The sequence below is a fragment of the Hymenobacter rubidus genome (genome assembly GCF_016734815.1).
GTDB classification, from domain to species: domain Bacteria; phylum Bacteroidota; class Bacteroidia; order Cytophagales; family Hymenobacteraceae; genus Hymenobacter; species Hymenobacter rubidus.
Genome location: NZ_JAERQF010000020.1, coordinates 83,192 through 98,431 on the forward strand (window position 1 = coordinate 83,192; position 15,240 = coordinate 98,431).

The window sequence follows — 15,240 nt, forward strand, 5'->3', positions numbered from 1 at the left end:
CCAACGCCCAACTAGCGTCGCCCACTCCCGTTTGGCGGCATTGATTACCGAAACGCCCGTTCTTTGCATCCGCAAGCTAAAGCCCACACTCCAATATCTTTATATTGCCTCCTCCCAAACGCCTTTCTGCGGCCGAATACGTTTCCGGCATTCTTGCCGGCTCGCGCACGGTGCTGGGCCGCGCCATCACCCTGGTCGAAAGCACCTTGCCCGCCGACCAGGCCCTGGCCCAGGCAGTAGTGCAGGCCGTGCTGCCCCACACCGGCCGCAGCCTGCGCGTGGGCATCACGGGCGTGCCCGGCGTGGGCAAAAGCACCTTTATTGAGGCCTTAGGACGTTTTTTAGTAGAAACCCACGGCAAAAAGCTGGCCGTGCTGGCCATTGACCCCAGCAGCCAGCGCGGCGGCGGCAGCATTCTGGGCGATAAAACCCGGATGCCTTGGCTGGCGGCGCAGCCGGCCGCTTTCATCCGCCCCTCCCCTGCCGGCAGCAGCCTGGGCGGCGTGGCCCGCGCCACCCGCGAGGCCTTGTTATTGTGCGAAGCAGCGGGCCACGACGTCATTTTTGTGGAAACCGTGGGCGTGGGCCAGTCCGAAACCGCCGTGCACGGCATGGTCGATTTCTTCCTGCTGCTGATGCTGGCCGGAGCTGGCGACGAGCTTCAGGGCCTCAAGCGCGGCATCATGGAAATGGCCGACGCCCTGTGCATCACCAAGGCCGACCACGGCAACGAGCAGGCCGCCCGCCGCGCCCGCGTCGACTACCAGAGCGCCTTGCACCTGTTTCCGGCGGCGCCGTCGGGGCAGGTGCCGCCGGTGCTGCTCACGTCGGCCGTGGCCGGCACGGGCCTGGCCGAGGTGTGGGCAGTGATTGAAAACTACGCGGCGGCCACCCAGGTCAGCGGCTATTTCCAGCAGCGCCGGCAGCAGCAGCAGCTCCAATGGCTGCACCAAAGCATTGTGCAGGCCCTGGAAAGTCGGTTTTATGCCACGGCCGCAGTGCGCGAGCGCCTGCCCGCGCTGCAACAAGCCGTGGCCGCCGGACGGGTTACCCCCTTCGCAGCGGCCACGGAATTGCTGGACCTTACGGATAATCAGGCTTCAGCTACAGCGACGCCGTAGCCAGCCCGCTCTCGACGCGGTGCGTGGTGGTTTCGCGCACGGCAATGGTGGGGCCGCCCGCTTTGTGGTTGTCGACCTGCACCGTGTAGCGGTAGCGGTCGGCGCCCACGCGCAGGATAACGGCGTAGCGCCCGGCGGGCAGCGTGTCGAACTTCAGCAGGGTGCCGTAGGCCGGTTCGCGGTGGGTTTCGTTGAGCAGGCAGGTTTGGTTATCCAGGTGCAGCACCAGGAGGTGGGCCGGCTGCTGGCCGGAATTGTTGATGCGCAGGCGCAGGCTCACGGCATCGACCTGGGTCATTTGCACGGGTTGGGGAATCGGCGCTTGGGCATGGGCGGGCTGGGCCAAAGCGGCAGCGCCGAACAGGAAGCCCGTGCTAAACAAAGCAGTGCGGAAGGTTTTCATGGTGATTCAGAAAAAAGGTGGAACGGAATGAAAAGTGGGGAATAAGCGCCCTGGCAAAACCGGCGTGTGGCGAGGCTCGTGTCCGGTTTCGAGCACTCAGCACCCAGAGACATAGAACGTAATTCCATTGGCGTGCCAATTTCATAAATAATTGCTTTTCTGAGTATTATGTCAATTTAATTCTGCATTCTTGTTCCGAAACCTGTTCGTTGCCGGGCAGTGGCGTCCGGTTCTGGGCAGCTTCATGGCGGCAGTCGCTATTAGCGCATTGCAGACAATGGCAAATGAGTTGGCATGGGTGGCGCGGGCCCGCCGGCCGGTATTTTTTTATAGATTCGCTGACTATTTCCGCTCCGGAATTATTTCTGACCCTCCGTTTCCTTCCCTTGCTAATGACTACGCCCATCCGTTCGCCTTTTGGCCGCCTGGCCCTGCTGGGCCTGCTTTCCCTTGCTTCGCTCAGTGCCCGTGCCCAGGCAGCGGCCCCGCTGTCGCCCGAGCAAATTCACCGCTGGCAGCACCTCGATTTGCAGGCCGATGGCGTGCCCGGCATCAGCACCGACAAAGCCTACCGCGAGCTGCTGGCCAGCCGCCCGGCCAAGCCGGTACTGGTGGCCGTCATCGACTCGGGCATCGATTCGACGCAGGAAGATTTGAAGCCCATCCTATGGCGCAAAACGGCGGAAGTGGTCGGCAACGGCATCGACGACGACCACAACGGCTACACCGACGACGTGCGCGGCTGGAACTTCCTGGGCGGGCCCGATGGCCGGAACGTGGACGTGGAAGCTCTGGAGCAAACCCGCATTTATGCGCAGTACCGGGGCCAGTTTGAGGGCAAGACGCGCAAGCAGGTGCGGGCCACCGACCGCGACAAATTCGACCTGTACGAGAAGGCCAAGGCCGCCTATGAGAAGGACAAAAAAGCCGCCGATGAGCGCTACGCCCGCCTGACCGATGCGGTGACCAAAACCGCCCCTATCTTCGAGCACCTGAAAAAGGAGCTCGGCGTTACCACCCTCGACTCGGCCCTGCTGCACCGCACGGCCACCACCCGCCCCGAGCTAGCGGAGGCCGGCCCGGCCTACGGCTTCCTACACCGCGGCAATTTTGCAAACGACGAGGAAAGCATGAAAGCGCTCAACACGGCCCTCGACCGGGCGCGCAGCAGCGTCGAGAAAAGCCTCAACCCGGACTATAACCCGCGCACCATTGTGGGCGACCACCCGGCCGACCTCACCGAAACCCATTACGGCAACGCCGACAGCCAGGGCCCCGACGCCCGCCACGGCACGCACTGCGCCGGCATCATTGGCGGGGTGCGCGGCAACGGGCTGGGGGCCGACGGCGTGGCCGGGGCCGTGCGCATCATGAGCGTGCGGGCCGTGCCCGACGGCGACGAGCGCGACAAAGACGTGGCCAGCGCCATTCGCTACGCCGTCGACAACGGGGCCCAAATCATCAGCATGAGCTTTGGCAAGGACTTTTCGCCGGAAAAGGAAGCCGTGGACGCGGCCATGCAGTACGCGGCCAGTAAAAACGTGCTGCTGGTGCACGCCGCCGGCAACAGCGGCGACAACACCGACGACATCACGCACTACCCTTCCACCCGCTACCTCAACGCGCACGAAATCCCGAACCTGATTACGGTGGGCGCCAGCAGCCGCCTCAACACCCCGGCCCTGGCCGCCAGCTTCTCCAACTACGGCAAGCAGACGGTGGACGTGTTTGCGCCCGGCGTGGCCATTTATTCCTCGACGCCGCGCAACACCTACGCCTCGCTCAGCGGCACAAGCATGGCCACACCGGTGGTGGCGGGCGTAGCGGCGGTGCTCAAGTCGTACTTCCCGCAGCTCACGGCCACCCAGCTCAAGCAGATTATCATGCAGTCGGCTGTGCCTTACCACACGCAGGTCTACAAGCCCGGCACCAAGGAAATGGTGGATTTTGCCACGCTCTCGCGCACCGGCGGCATCGTGAATCTGTACACGGCGGTGCAGTTGGCCGCCCAGCAGACAACGGCGAAGTAGTAGATAGGGGCGGCAGTTAGTCTTTGCAGGATTTAATGAGGGCGCGGGGCTATACCCTGCGCCTTTTTGCTAGCCCAAGGCTTTAAAAGTTGGATAACCAAATGTTATTACTACAAAAGAATTTATCTTTAGAAAACCAAGTCATAAATCACAAGAAAACATGATGTGGATTTTGAAATTATTTTTAATTCCGTTAATTCTTATAGGGTGTAAACAGAAATATGTGAAAACAAATAACAAAGTCTATCTTCAAGGATGGAATGAAGGCAGTGGCAATTACAAAAGACTTGTTATTGATGCGGATTGCAAAACATTTCAGACCATTACAACGAACGATAATTTAATTATTGGAAAAGACAAATACAATGTATTTATAGAAACAACAAAGATTAGGGGACTTAATCCGAATACAATTCAGTATGTTGGTAGTTATTATTACATAGATGATAAATCAGTTTATTTTTTTGGTTCTTATAATGATTTAAATGATTGCAGAGTAAAGGGAGCAAACCCCAGATTTCTAAAGCTTCTGGACACATATCCTTGGGCATATGATGACAAACACATAATATATGGACACAATATTTCTGAAATCAATGATATAAATGAATTTAAAATATTAGATAATAATTGGGGACAAACAAGCAATAAAATATTTTTTAAGGGTCGTGTCTTAAGTGGTGCAGATGTAAAAACATTTGAAGTAATTGATGACGAAAAGGGGAAAGACAAAAATTTTACCTATAAATACGGAAAAATCGTAAAATAGCACTATTCCTACAAGCAGTGGGTATTCACAGTAACCCGAATACTTACCCCCGCCGGGGCCGCAACGACAGATAATCCAGATAATACAGCACCTTGATGGACACGTTGTTATTGTGCGGCGTGTTGATGGTGTTGCTCAGGTTATCGAAGTAAAGGGGCGTGGCCGCGTTGGCCTGATAGTAGTTGAGGCTGGGGTTGTTGGCGTTTTTCCAGACAATGCTGACCTGCGAGCCGGGCGCAAACCACCATGAATACACGGCGTCGATGTTGAAGGCGTTGAAGGTATTGTCGCGGTTGCGCTGGTAGGTAGCTTCGGGCGTTTCCACGCCGTCGGGGTGCAGGCGCGAGAAGTCGCGGTAGTGCACGTTGCTCACGTAGTGCCGCAGGCGAATGTTGAACGACATGCGGTTGGTGAAGGTGTAAGTGGCGGTGGCCGTGTTGGTGACGGTGGTCACGTTGCGGCGGCCGAGCAGCACGTCGCCGTCGTTGCCCCCGAAGCGGGTGAGGAAGCCGTCATCGTAAGGCAGGCTGCCGTCGAGGCCGCCGGCGTAGCCAATCTGGTTCTGGTTGCGCTCCACGCTCAGCGCATACACAAAGCTGAGCTGGTTGCTGACGCGGTAGCGCGGGCTCAGCGTGAGCGCGGCGGAGGTGCGGCCGGTGCGGTCGCCGTCGGCTGCGAATAGCCGGACGCCGCCGTTGATATCGTAGGCGAATTTCTTGCGGTAGTCGGACGAAATGAAGCCATTCAGGCCGGTATTGGCCGGCTTGCGCACGTAGTACTTGCCGAGGGGCGCCCGGCGCGGGTCGAAGTAGTCGCGGGTGACGGGAATGAGCGAGTAGTCGAACCCGACGGTGAGGAAGTGCTTGGTGAAGGTGGTGTTGCCACCCGTGTAGAAGCCCAGGTCCTGGTAGAGGCGCGGCTGCTCCAGCAGCGAGTACGAGAGGCTGGCGTAGGTGCTGAGCTTGTTGACCTTCCAGAAAGGCTTGTAGATGTTGTAGTTGGCGTAGAGCGACTGCGAGATGTTGTTGTTGGCGAAAAGCAGGCCCAGGTCGTTGGGATTGTAGCTGTGCGACTCGATGCCGTGGTCGAGGCCCCAGGTGAAGTTGCCCGATATTTTGTTGAAGGCCAGGTAGTACTTGTAGCCGTCCTGGTCCGAGACGTTTTCTTCCGACCCAAAGGACTTGCCGCGGCGGTTGGAGTACATCAGCCGGCCGTTGATGGCGTAGGAGTTGGCCTTGTTGGCGAAGCGGAAGAGGCCGCCGGTCACGTTGGCGTCGTAGGTGCTGCCGGCCCGCGTCACGTTGGTGTTGATGAGCGACACATAGGAATTATTCTTCAGGCTCTGGTCGAGCACCACAATGTTGTAGTTGCTCAGCGGCTGCGTCAGCACCGCGCGGCGGGCCCCGGTGGTGCTGTCCTGCACGGTGGCGTACACGTCGTTGCTGATGGCATTGAACACGCCCACGCCCAGCCCCTTGCTGGTGCGCCCCGATACTTTGGTGGCGTTCAGCAGCCGCGTGATGCCGGGATTTTCTGCCACAAACTCGCCCGCTTTTCGTTGGCCATCGGCCTGGCGCCCACCGGGGCGCAGCTGCCCCCTCACGCTCCCAAAGCCCAGCGGCTGGGCCCCCACGCGGCGCGAATAGAACAAGCCACCCTTGTTGAACAGCTCGGTGCCTTCGGTGAAAAAGCCCCGGTTTTCGTTGTACTGCACTTCAAAGGGCGAGAGGTTGAGCACCTGGTTGTCGCTCTGCACCTGCCCAAAATCCGGCACCAGCGTGGCATCCAGCGTAAAGCTTTCGTTGATGCCCCACTTCACGTCGGCCCCGCCGTTGAAGCTGGTGCTCACGTTTTGGCGGCCCGGCACGTTGTAGGGGTAGTGGTTCACGTAGCTCGACACGTAGGGCGTGAGCGAGAGGCGCAGCGGCGGCTTGAGGTTGCGCAGGCCCGTGAGTTCGCCCCACTGGTTCACGAAGCCCGAAACCTGGGGCTTTACCTCATTCCAGAAAAACTTCTGGCGCGAGCTGCGCCGCTGGCGGCAAAAGTTTAGTCCCCACACCTGCTCCGGGGCGTTGCTGAACCGAATGGCCGAGTACGGAATGCGTATTTCGGCCACCCAGTCGGTGCCGCGCAGGGCGGTGCGCGAGTCCCACACGGCGTTCCAGTTGCTGTCCTCGCCGTTGGCCGGCGACTGGCGGGCGTCCCACTGCACGCCGCCCGAGGTGAGGATGAATTCGTAGCCGTTGAGGTGGTCGTTGTAGGTATCAAGAAACACCCCGAACCAGTCCGAATTGCCAATGTTGTCCCGCGCACTCAGCTCCCGCAAAATGGAATCCTGGGCCACGTCGTGCATGATGGCGCCCACGTAAATGGCGTTGTCGTCGTAGAGCACGCGCACTTCGGTGGGGTGTTTTTCGATGCGGCCCGGCGTGGGCTCCCGCTCGTAGAAATTGGTGGCGATGGGCGCGGTCTGCCACACGGCTTCGTCCAGCACGCCGTCGAGCTTGGGCGCGGCGCTGATGCGCAGGGCCTGGAGCTGGCGTTTGGGGGCGGGCCTGGCGGCATCGGTTGGGGCCGGGCTTTGCGCCCACGCCACACCAGCAAGAAGCCCCAGCCAGCAAATGAGCAGAAAACGAAGCATAAGGTTCACTCGAAAAGAAATAGCTTGCAAAAGGGCCAAGAGATGCCGGTAACGGCCTAAGCGTTGCGTGAGGCAGCGTGATTTCACCGAATAATAAAGATGCCGGCCGTCCGGCGTCGGGGGCAATTCCGGCTGTGGATACTGCCCAAAGTCCGTTTCGTTACCGCATTTCGAAAAATATTCCGGGCACAAAAAAGCCGGCCCTCCCCTCCCGAGAGCCGGCTTTTGCCTGCGGGTGCAGCCTCGCTTACTCCTGGGTCGAGATGCTGATGTTGAATTTTTTGTCGTCCTCGTGGCCGGTGAGCTTGCGGTATTTGGCCGTCAGCTCGTCCGACTGCTTTTTACCGTTCACCACCAGCCCCGAGTTGCTGAGCTGCAGCTGAAAGCCCTTGTCATCGGCGCCAATCAGGCCGTCTTTGCGAAGCTCGTTGCGCAGGACTTCGGTGTCGATGCGCGGCGGGGCGGGCGGCGCCATGGGGGCCATGGGAGCCATTGGCGGCAAGGGGGGCGCAGCCATGGGCGCTCTGGGCGGACGCGGGGCCCGCGGCGGCCGGGGCCCTTCCGACTGGTCAAAATTGCTGTTGCCGCTGTCGCCGTTGCGGGTTATCACCATCGAGCCGGTGGGGCCCATTTTGCGGCCGGGGTGGGTGCTTTCGTACAGCTTCCGGTACTGCTGGAACACTTTTTCCGGCTGCTCCTTGCCGTTCACCGTCAGGCTGCGGGCCGTAAGCTTCAGCTGAAAGTTGTCCTTGTCCTTAATCAGGCCGTCTTTCAGCAGCTGGCTCACCAGTGCGCCGTCCTGCTCACGGCGGCTATCGGCCCGTTCCCGCTCGCGGTCGGCCTGCTCGCGCTTGCGGTCGGCCCGTTCCCGGTCGCGGTCGGCGCGCTCCATTTCCAAATCCTGCAGTTGCTGCTGCGATTCGCGAATGCGCTCCCGCAGCTCCTCGCGGCGCTCCTGAAGCTCGCGCTGCCGGTCCTGCAATTCCTGCTGGCGGTCGCGCATCTCGTCGTCCAGGCCGCTGCTCAGCAGCAGCTTGTGCGAGGTCTGGGCCTGGCTTTCGGACTTGTGGAGGCGGGTTCGCACGTCCTCCAGCTCTTTGCTGATGCGCTTGCGTTGCTCGGTGCTCAGGTTTTTCACGCTGCTGGCTTCGCGCAGGGCGCGCTCGGCGGCGCGCAGGGCGTCCAAATCGGGACCTTTGCCGAAGGTCAGCACCTGCAAATCGCGGTTGAAATTCTGGTCGAAATTTCCGTTGAAACTCTTGTTGAAATTCTTGCTGAAACGCTCGGAAAACGCTTTCTCCGCATACACTTTCTCTAGCTGCCGCTGCGTCAGCGCCGGCACGTTGTAGGTAAAATTCCGCTCGGCATCGCGCTTCAGCCACACTTGGTCGCCACCATCCTGGCGGAATACGAAAGCGCGCGCCTCGGGCGCATTCGGCGGCATTACTTCGATAATCCGGACTTGCTGGTCACGGCCGTCGCGGCCCGATTTATCCTTGATTTTGAGCTTGCCTTTGCCGGTTTCGGTGGCCGCGTCCACGTGCTGGCCGTTCACCACCAAGTCGGTCAAGCGGCCTTTTTTATCCTTCGTAATCACCACCGTGCCGGGCTGGCCAGGGAAGGGCTGCGTGCCCATGTCGCGGCCATTGACGATGACGCGGCGCTCCCGCCGCTTCGGACGGGGCCGGTCCTGATTGGGCACCGTATCATCCGGGCTAGCGTCCTCCTCAGCAACCATCGGGTTGGTATGCTGCCGAATGCGGCCCATCATGTCCGGGTTCATCAGCGTGTCAAATTCGACCTTGACTCCATTGACCGTGGCCCGCGCCCGGCCGTCCGGCAGCAGCGTCGCGCCACTCATGCTGGAGTCCGTCGCCGCAACGGCGGCACGGGCTTTTTTGGTCGTGTCCTGAACGGCTGACAGGGCTTGCCCAGCAGCACCTGCAGGCTTGCTCGGATTGGTAGGCTGCGCCAACGGCCCCGCCAGGGCCACGCTGCCGCCCAGCAGGCCCAGCCCGCCCAGCACCAGCGCCCCGGCCATGATGCCCTCGGCCAGCGTGGGGGCGGCGGGGCGGCGCGTTACCAGGCGGCGGACGCGGTTTAGCAGGGCACCGCGCCCACTCATGGCAGCCAGCGCCAGGTGGGGCGTGGTGGGCACTACGGCGCTGTGGCTCCACTCGGCCAGGGCGGTGAGGGCGCGGGCCAGCCGGAGCGGGTCGCCGCCCACGAGGGCCGTGGCGGTGTCGTCGCAGCAGTTTTCGCGCTCAGTACGCACGCAGTTGGCCATAAACCACACGGCCGGATGATAGAAAAACAGCACTTCGGCCACGGTTTGCAGCAGGTTCACGAGGTAGTCGCGGCGCAGCACGTGGGCCAGCTCATGGGCCAGAATGGCTTCCAGGTATGCCGGCGACAGGCCCGCCACCGTGCCCAGCGGCAGCAGAATCACGGGGCGCCAGTGGCCCACCACCAGCGGCACCTGCACCAGCGCCGACTCCAGCAGCGCCACCGGCCGGCGCACGCCGCTGCGGGCCGCCAGCACCGCCAGCCGCTTCTGCCACGCAGCCGGCAGGGGCCGCACGCGGTAGCGCCGCAGCCGCTGCACATACAGCAGGCCGCCTAGCATGCGCAGGCTCATGGCCAGCAAGCCCAGCAGCCACGCCACTACCAGCAGCGGCAGGTGGTTATCGAAATACCGCAGGCCAACGGCCAGCCAGTTCGGCGTAGCGGCTTGCGCCGCCGGAGCAGGCCGGTATTGCGCCGCAGTGGCACCGTTTTTTTGCGTCAAAATCGGAGGCACCGTCACAGCCAATGCCGCTTTCGCAACAACTGAAGCGTGAGCCGTCGGCGCTTCCGCTTGCTTTAGCAACGGTGCCTGCTCCATTTTAACCGCACCGGGGCTCAGCAATGGCGCTTTGCCAGCACCAGCGGTCGAATTGAAATACAGCCCAAACGTGATGCCGGCCAGCGCCACCACCATGCCCAACGCCCCGGCCGAAGCCACGTAGCGCACCTCGGCCCGCTGGCGGCGCAGCAGCAGCAAGGCGCCTGCCAACACAGCGGCCACCAGGGCGCCCTGCCACAGTGAGTGCAACAGCGTCCAACCCAAGGCCCGCGTCAGGGCGGGCGAAACGAAATTCTCAAGCGCGGTCATCGTCTTCGGCGTTAGGGGTGGAATTCTGGATTTCAATGTCATTCAGCAGGCGCCGGATTTGGGCCAGCTCGTCGGCCGAGGTCTGGCGGCTGCCTAGGGCCTGCATCACCAGCTTCAGGGCCGAACCGCCGAACGTGGCGTCCACGAACTTGTCGAGGAGCAGGCCCTGGGTTTCCTGCTCGCGCACGGCGGCGCGGTACACGTGGCTGCGGTCGGCATCGTCGCGCCGCACCAGGCCCTTCTCCAGCATCAGCTGCAAAATCTTGAGTGTGGTGGTGTAGCCCACCTCTGCCTGGCGGCGCTGGCTCAGGTGGTCGTTGATGGCCCGCACGGTGGCAGGCCCGTGCTGCCAGAGCACGTGCAGGATTTCCAGTTCGGAATCCGTAGGTTTGGGGAGCGGTGCTTTGCTCATGCCGTGGAAACGTGAGGTTACTACGAATTATTTCGTAGGATGAAGCAAAGATGGTACGAACATATTCGTAGTTGCAAGATTCGCCTACGAATTATTTCGTAATTCACGCCCACGGTATTTTAATCCGCTGATTAAAAGCCAGATAATTTTATTAAGAAAGGCGAATATTTCTACACGCTCCCTTGGCGGGACGGGCCTTTTGAAGCGCTGAGCCCGCTAAGATTTTACCTGCCATCCTTCAGCAAAGGCGCAAATGGGCGTCTTGGTCTTGTTGGGATTTTACTTAGGCTGCTTCCGGCGCTTTACCAGCGTCACGCGGGCGCGGTGGCAGATGCCGCCCAGCGGCGGGTTGAACTTACTCACGTTGATTTTCACCTTTCGCACGTGCGGCAGTTCGGCCATGATGCGGTCGAGCACGCGGTGAGCTACGTGTTCCAGCAGTCGTGCGGGGGCTCGCATTTCTTCGGCCACGAGGCGGTATAGCACCTCGTAATTCACCGTTTGCTGGAGCTTATCGGAAGCGCCGGCGGCCAGCAGGTTGGTGCCGATGTAGAGGTCGACGCCGTATTTGTTGCCGATTTTCTGCTCTTCGTCATAGTAGCCGTGGAAGGCGAAAAACTCCATGCCTTCGAGTGCGATTTGGCCCATGAGGTGAGGTGGTGAATGGTGAAGTGTAAGTTGAAGAATAGCAAGCAAATGTGGCCGTCACGCAGAGCGCAGCGCAGCATCTCGCTTGGGGCAGCAAACCAATCGCCACGTAAAGGATTAGTTACAGCAAGCGAGATGCTGCGCTGCGCTCTGCAGGACGTTCCAGCACACTAAAGGGCAGCCCGGAGCAACAGCAGCACTGGTCGCCGCGCAACGCAAAGGTCAACCACAAAAAAGAAAGCCCGTCTTCTCAGACGGGCTTTCCAGTTGAACTCGACTACAAAATCCGACTAATCCGTCGAATCCGATAAATCCGTGGTCTAGATTTCGTCAAAAAACGACTTTTCTGCCACGGCTACGGACGGCTCGGGCGCCTGAGCGGCCATACCGGGCTGGCCGGGATGCGTCACGGGCGACGGCTGATTAATCTCGGGATGGCTGGGCGCCACGGGCTGGATGTCGGGCGTGGGCGGCTGCACGTAGGGCGGGTTGGGCTCAGGCACCTGCGAAGGCGCGGGCGGGTCGATGTGCGGCGCGGGCGAGATGCCGGGGTTTTCGGCCGGCGCACCGGGGCGCTCAATCTCGGGGTGCGGGTTTTGAGCCGGGGCACCGGGGTCGGGCTGCTGGCCCGGCTTGGGGTTGTAACTGGTGGTTTCGGCGGCGCGCTCCAACTCCATTTCCGACTGGGCGCGGGCCGATTGATGGAAAGAAACCAGAGTGGCGGCCGCCACGGCAGCGGCAGACGAAACAGCAGAGGTGGACGTGACTTGCATAGCGGGCATGGGCTCGGGGGTGGGTTCGGCGGCCGGTTCTTTCGGCCGCTCTACCTGTACGCGGGCAGCGCGGGAAAGGATGGCCGCCGTACTGCCCTTGGGCCGGTTGCGGGCTTTTTCTACTTTGTCGAGGGCATCGGAAGCCAAGTGATGCAGGTCGCGCACCAAGCCGTCGAGCTGCTGCTCGAGGCGCTGGCACTCCTGGCCCAGGCCGGTTACCTCCCGCTGCATGTCGGCCACGATTTTTTCGGCCTGTTGGTAGGCGCCGTCCACCACTTCGCGGGCGCGCTGCCGCGCTTCGCTGATAATGCTTTCGGCCTGAAACTGGGCTTCGCGGATGCGCAGGTCGGCGTCGCGCTGGGCTTGCTCGGTGATGTTGTTGCCGGTGTCTTCGGCCGTTTTTAGGGTGCGGTAGAGGCTGCTTTCTACCTCGCGCATCTTCTGCACGTCCTGCTGGGCATGTTCGAGCTTGAGGCGCAGCTCGCGGTTTTCGTCGCCCATCCGTTCCCACTGCTGCGAAATAGTGGTGAGAAATGCCTGGACTTCGTCTTTATCAACCCCACGAAAGGATTTTTCAAACGTTTTCTGGCGGATATCGAGGGCGGTGATTTTCATTTTCTAGTTGTCGGTTGTTTGTTGTCAGTTGTCAGTCTTTTCGCGTCAGCAGGAAAATTTCATTCCTAACAACTGACAACGAACAACTGACAACTACACCTCTACTTGCCAAACGGCCAGGCTGCGGTCGTCGCTACACGAAACTAGCCGGTTTTCGGTGCCCGGCCAAACCAGCCGGTTCACCGACGTGCCGTGCCCGGCCGACCGCGCCCTGTCCAGCACGCGCAGAAGCGTGAGCGTGGCCGCGTCCCACAGTTTAATGCTTTTATCGAGGCTACAGGAGGCCACATATTGCCCGCTGGGGCTAAAGGCCAAGTGGTTGATGGTGTACATGTGGGCCGGCACGGTGCCGCTTAATGCATAACCGGCCGCCACGTCCCAGGTCCGAATCTGCGCATCGCGGCCGGCCGTGAGCAGGCGCGCCCCATCGGGCGAATACACCACCGAAAACACCGAATTCGTGCTTTCTCCCAGCGTGAACCTGGTTTCCAAAGTGTCCAAATCCAGGATGCGCGTGAACGTATCGGAGCTGCCCACGGCCAACTCGCCGCGGTCCTCGTGCAGGGCCAGGCAGCGCAGGCTTTTATCGGCGAGGCGCAGGAGTTTCTCCAGCCGGAAATCGGGCAGGACCAGTACGGCCAGGGTGCCGTCGCCCATGGCCACGTAGAGCCGCTGCCGGCTTGCCGAAAACACCATTTCGAAGATGGCCACCGGCGGCAGAGCCGTGGCAAAAGCCAGTTTTCGCTGCGCTAAGTCAATGGCCTGAATTCCCTGAAAATTGTGCCCCAGCACCAGCAAGTTCAGCTCCGGCAGATGGCGCAGGGCGTACACGGAGTTTTGAACGCGGGCCAGCAGCTCGCCGTCGCGGGTGGGCTCGGCGGTGTCCCAGCCCACCACCATGCCGTCGGCGCTGCCTGAATAAACGGTGCTGCCCGTGCCGCCGGTGAGGGCGTACACCGCGTCGCGGTGGCCGGCCAGGGTGGCGATTCGGGTAACGGGCGGGCGGAAGATTTCAGACATACAGTTGCCGCAAAGGTAGCTTCGCGGCTTTGGAGGCAAGGAGTGCAACGATTAAAGAACGTCATGCGGAGCGTAGCCGAAGCATCTCCACGGAGAAACTAATTAGTTGGTCTCACAACGAAGCGGCAGCGATGCTTCGGCTATGCTCCGCATGACGTTCTTTGCTCGCGACGACTGCTCCAATTATGCCCCTCCACTCCCTGCAGCACCTCTCCCCTACCGCCGTGCTGGGCCTCTGGCGCCTCACCGAAACGCCCGCCGAATTGTGGCCGTTGCTGCCCCACCCTAAGGCCTATCAGCAGCTAATGCCTGCCAAGGCCGATGCCAAGCGACAGGCGCAATGGCTGGGCGGCCGGGTGCTGATTCATCGTCTTTTAGTTGAAACGCAGCCAAGTCCTTCATCTGCAATACTGGTGCACAACGACGCCACCGGCCGCCCCTTGCTGGCCGGCGCCAGCCCGGACTTAACCGTTTCGCTGTCGCACTCCGGCACTTGGGTGGCAGCCATTCTGGCACAAAATAGCCGCGTGGGCGTAGACGTAGAGGAAATTCGCGACAAAGCCTACCGACTGGCCAGCAAGTTTTTGGCCGCTAATGAGTGGGCTGCCGCCCAGGCCGCCAGCCAGGCCGACACCCCCGACGCCAGCGCCCACTACAGCCTGCTGTGGAGCGCCAAAGAGACATTATACAAGTTGGCGGCCCAGCGCGGCATCATTTTCAAGACCCAGCTTTTGCTTGGCGAATTTGAGCCGCGGGAATCCGGCGAAATCCCGGCTACGTTGGTGCTGGGTGGCGTGCAGACGCGGCACTGCATTTGCTATTCTAAACCGTCGCCGGGCTACGTGCTTACGTATTGTCACGAATCACCCGCATAGCTGTCGGCACTTACATTTGATTAATCAACCCCTCGCCATGTCCTTCCGCCGAATTTCCATCCTTGCCGCCGTTGCACTTCTGGCCGTGACGCTGGCCGTGGGCGTGGCCCGGGCCCAGTCCGGGCCCACCATTCCCGATTTCACCCTCAAAACCGCTGCCAACGCCGACGTGAGCCTGAAAAGCTACGCCAACGACAAGGCCGTGGTGGTGGTGTTCCTGAACCCCGCCTGTGCCTTCTCGCGCCTCTACCAGGAGCGGCTGGCCTCGCTCAGCAGCAGCTACCGCAGCCGGGGCGTGCAGTTCCTCTTCATCAATGTGCCCATTAACCTCGACGCTCCCGGCACCGCCGCCCCCGGCGAAGTCGAACTGCCCACCCTCACCGACGCCAGCCAGCAGGTAGCCAACTTGCTCGGCGTAAGCAAAACCGCCGAAGCCGTGGTATTGCAGCCGGTATCGGGCGGTTTCGCCATCCGCTACCGCGGCGCTATCGACGACAACCCACAGGTGGCCGGCAGTGTGCAGCAATACTACCTCAAGCAAGTACTTGATAACGTGCTGGCCGGCCGCCCCGCCGGCGTAGAGGACAAGCGAGCCGCTGGCTGCCTGATTAAGCGGTAATTACCTGATTCGCCAATACAGTCAATTCACGAAAGAACGTCCTGCTGAGCGCCGTCGAAGCATCTCTACCGCTTCCGTGGATTAGCGAGGGTATCCTTCTCGGAGAGAAACCTCGGGGGCGCCCTTCGGGGGCGTCCGGGTTTGGCTTGGTCCCTTCCCC

Annotated in this window: 12 protein-coding genes; 5 read left to right on the plus strand and 7 right to left on the minus strand. The window is 61.1% G+C overall.

Annotation, left to right across the window (positions count from 1 at the left end; translation table 11 throughout):
• Window positions 1–104: 104 nt before the first annotated feature.
• Window positions 105–1,121, plus strand: a complete 1,017-nt coding sequence (gene meaB, locus JKL48_RS14295) for a methylmalonyl Co-A mutase-associated GTPase MeaB (RefSeq protein WP_201983604.1) — start codon at window positions 105–107, stop codon at window positions 1,119–1,121.
• Here the strand turns inward: meaB and JKL48_RS14300 are convergent.
• A complete protein-coding gene (locus JKL48_RS14300; protein WP_201983605.1) occupies window positions 1,105–1,524 on the minus strand; it encodes a hypothetical protein in 420 nt (139 codons plus the stop codon). The two genes, meaB and JKL48_RS14300, sit on opposite strands and share 17 nt — an antisense overlap.
• A 392-nt stretch (window positions 1,525–1,916) precedes the next feature.
• On the opposite strand from JKL48_RS14300, the gene JKL48_RS14305 reads away from it, so the two are divergent.
• Entirely contained in the window at window positions 1,917–3,554 is a 1,638-nt protein-coding gene (locus JKL48_RS14305; protein ID WP_201983606.1) for a S8 family peptidase, read from the plus strand.
• A gap of 223 nt (window positions 3,555–3,777) precedes the next feature.
• Window positions 3,778–4,323, plus strand: coding sequence for a DKNYY domain-containing protein (locus JKL48_RS14310; protein WP_201983607.1), 546 nt, complete (start codon window positions 3,778–3,780; stop codon window positions 4,321–4,323).
• A gap of 43 nt (window positions 4,324–4,366) precedes the next feature.
• Here the strand turns inward: JKL48_RS14310 and JKL48_RS14315 are convergent, their stop codons facing one another.
• From JKL48_RS14315 to JKL48_RS14340, 6 genes are all read right to left on the minus strand, one after another.
• The gene (locus tag JKL48_RS14315) at window positions 4,367–6,964 is read right to left on the minus strand and encodes a DUF5916 domain-containing protein (RefSeq protein ID WP_201983610.1); all 2,598 of its coding nucleotides are present in this window, start codon (window positions 6,962–6,964) and stop codon (window positions 4,367–4,369) included.
• A 247-nt stretch (window positions 6,965–7,211) separates the two neighbouring features.
• Window positions 7,212–10,118 carry a M56 family metallopeptidase gene (locus JKL48_RS14320; protein ID WP_201983612.1) on the minus strand — a complete coding sequence of 969 codons (2,907 nt, stop codon included), beginning with the start codon at window positions 10,116–10,118 and terminating at the stop codon, window positions 7,212–7,214.
• Window positions 10,105–10,530: a BlaI/MecI/CopY family transcriptional regulator gene (locus JKL48_RS14325; RefSeq protein ID WP_201983613.1), complete on the minus strand. Its 426-nt coding sequence runs from the start codon at window positions 10,528–10,530 to the stop codon at window positions 10,105–10,107. The genes JKL48_RS14320 and JKL48_RS14325 overlap by 14 nt, the downstream gene beginning before the upstream one ends.
• A 279-nt stretch (window positions 10,531–10,809) precedes the next feature.
• A complete protein-coding gene (gene folB, locus JKL48_RS14330; protein ID WP_201983614.1) occupies window positions 10,810–11,178 on the minus strand; it encodes a dihydroneopterin aldolase in 369 nt (122 codons plus the stop codon).
• Between the two features lie 320 nt (window positions 11,179–11,498).
• Window positions 11,499–12,566, minus strand: coding sequence for a DivIVA domain-containing protein (locus tag JKL48_RS14335; protein ID WP_201983615.1), 1,068 nt, complete (start codon window positions 12,564–12,566; stop codon window positions 11,499–11,501).
• A 93-nt stretch (window positions 12,567–12,659) separates the two neighbouring features.
• The gene (locus JKL48_RS14340) at window positions 12,660–13,586 is read right to left on the minus strand and encodes a WD40 repeat domain-containing protein (protein ID WP_201983616.1); all 927 of its coding nucleotides are present in this window, start codon (window positions 13,584–13,586) and stop codon (window positions 12,660–12,662) included.
• Window positions 13,587–13,771: 185 nt separating this feature from the next.
• On the opposite strand from JKL48_RS14340, the gene JKL48_RS14345 reads away from it, so the two are divergent.
• Together JKL48_RS14345 and JKL48_RS14350 are read left to right on the plus strand one after the other, a co-directional pair.
• A complete protein-coding gene (locus tag JKL48_RS14345) occupies window positions 13,772–14,461 on the plus strand; it encodes a 4'-phosphopantetheinyl transferase family protein (protein WP_201983617.1) in 690 nt (229 codons plus the stop codon).
• Between the two features lie 37 nt (window positions 14,462–14,498).
• Window positions 14,499–15,080 carry a redoxin domain-containing protein gene (locus JKL48_RS14350; RefSeq protein WP_201983619.1) on the plus strand — a complete coding sequence of 194 codons (582 nt, stop codon included), beginning with the start codon at window positions 14,499–14,501 and terminating at the stop codon, window positions 15,078–15,080.
• Window positions 15,081–15,240 lie beyond the last annotated feature (160 nt).

Coding starts and splice junctions, on each gene's coding strand:
- JKL48_RS14300 (WP_201983605.1), bottom strand. CDS start 1,524: ATGAAAACCTTCCGCACTGCTTTGTTTAGCACGGGCTTCCTGTTCGGC.
- JKL48_RS14305 (WP_201983606.1), top strand. CDS start 1,917: ATGACTACGCCCATCCGTTCGCCTTTTGGCCGCCTGGCCCTGCTGGGC.
- JKL48_RS14315 (WP_201983610.1), bottom strand. CDS start 6,964: ATGCTTCGTTTTCTGCTCATTTGCTGGCTGGGGCTTCTTGCTGGTGTG.
- JKL48_RS14320 (WP_201983612.1), bottom strand. CDS start 10,118: ATGACCGCGCTTGAGAATTTCGTTTCGCCCGCCCTGACGCGGGCCTTG.
- JKL48_RS14325 (WP_201983613.1), bottom strand. CDS start 10,530: ATGAGCAAAGCACCGCTCCCCAAACCTACGGATTCCGAACTGGAAATC.
- folB (WP_201983614.1), bottom strand. CDS start 11,178: ATGGGCCAAATCGCACTCGAAGGCATGGAGTTTTTCGCCTTCCACGGC.
- JKL48_RS14335 (WP_201983615.1), bottom strand. CDS start 12,566: ATGAAAATCACCGCCCTCGATATCCGCCAGAAAACGTTTGAAAAATCC.
- JKL48_RS14340 (WP_201983616.1), bottom strand. CDS start 13,586: ATGTCTGAAATCTTCCGCCCGCCCGTTACCCGAATCGCCACCCTGGCC.
- JKL48_RS14345 (WP_201983617.1), top strand. CDS start 13,772: ATGCCCCTCCACTCCCTGCAGCACCTCTCCCCTACCGCCGTGCTGGGC.
- JKL48_RS14350 (WP_201983619.1), top strand. CDS start 14,499: ATGTCCTTCCGCCGAATTTCCATCCTTGCCGCCGTTGCACTTCTGGCC.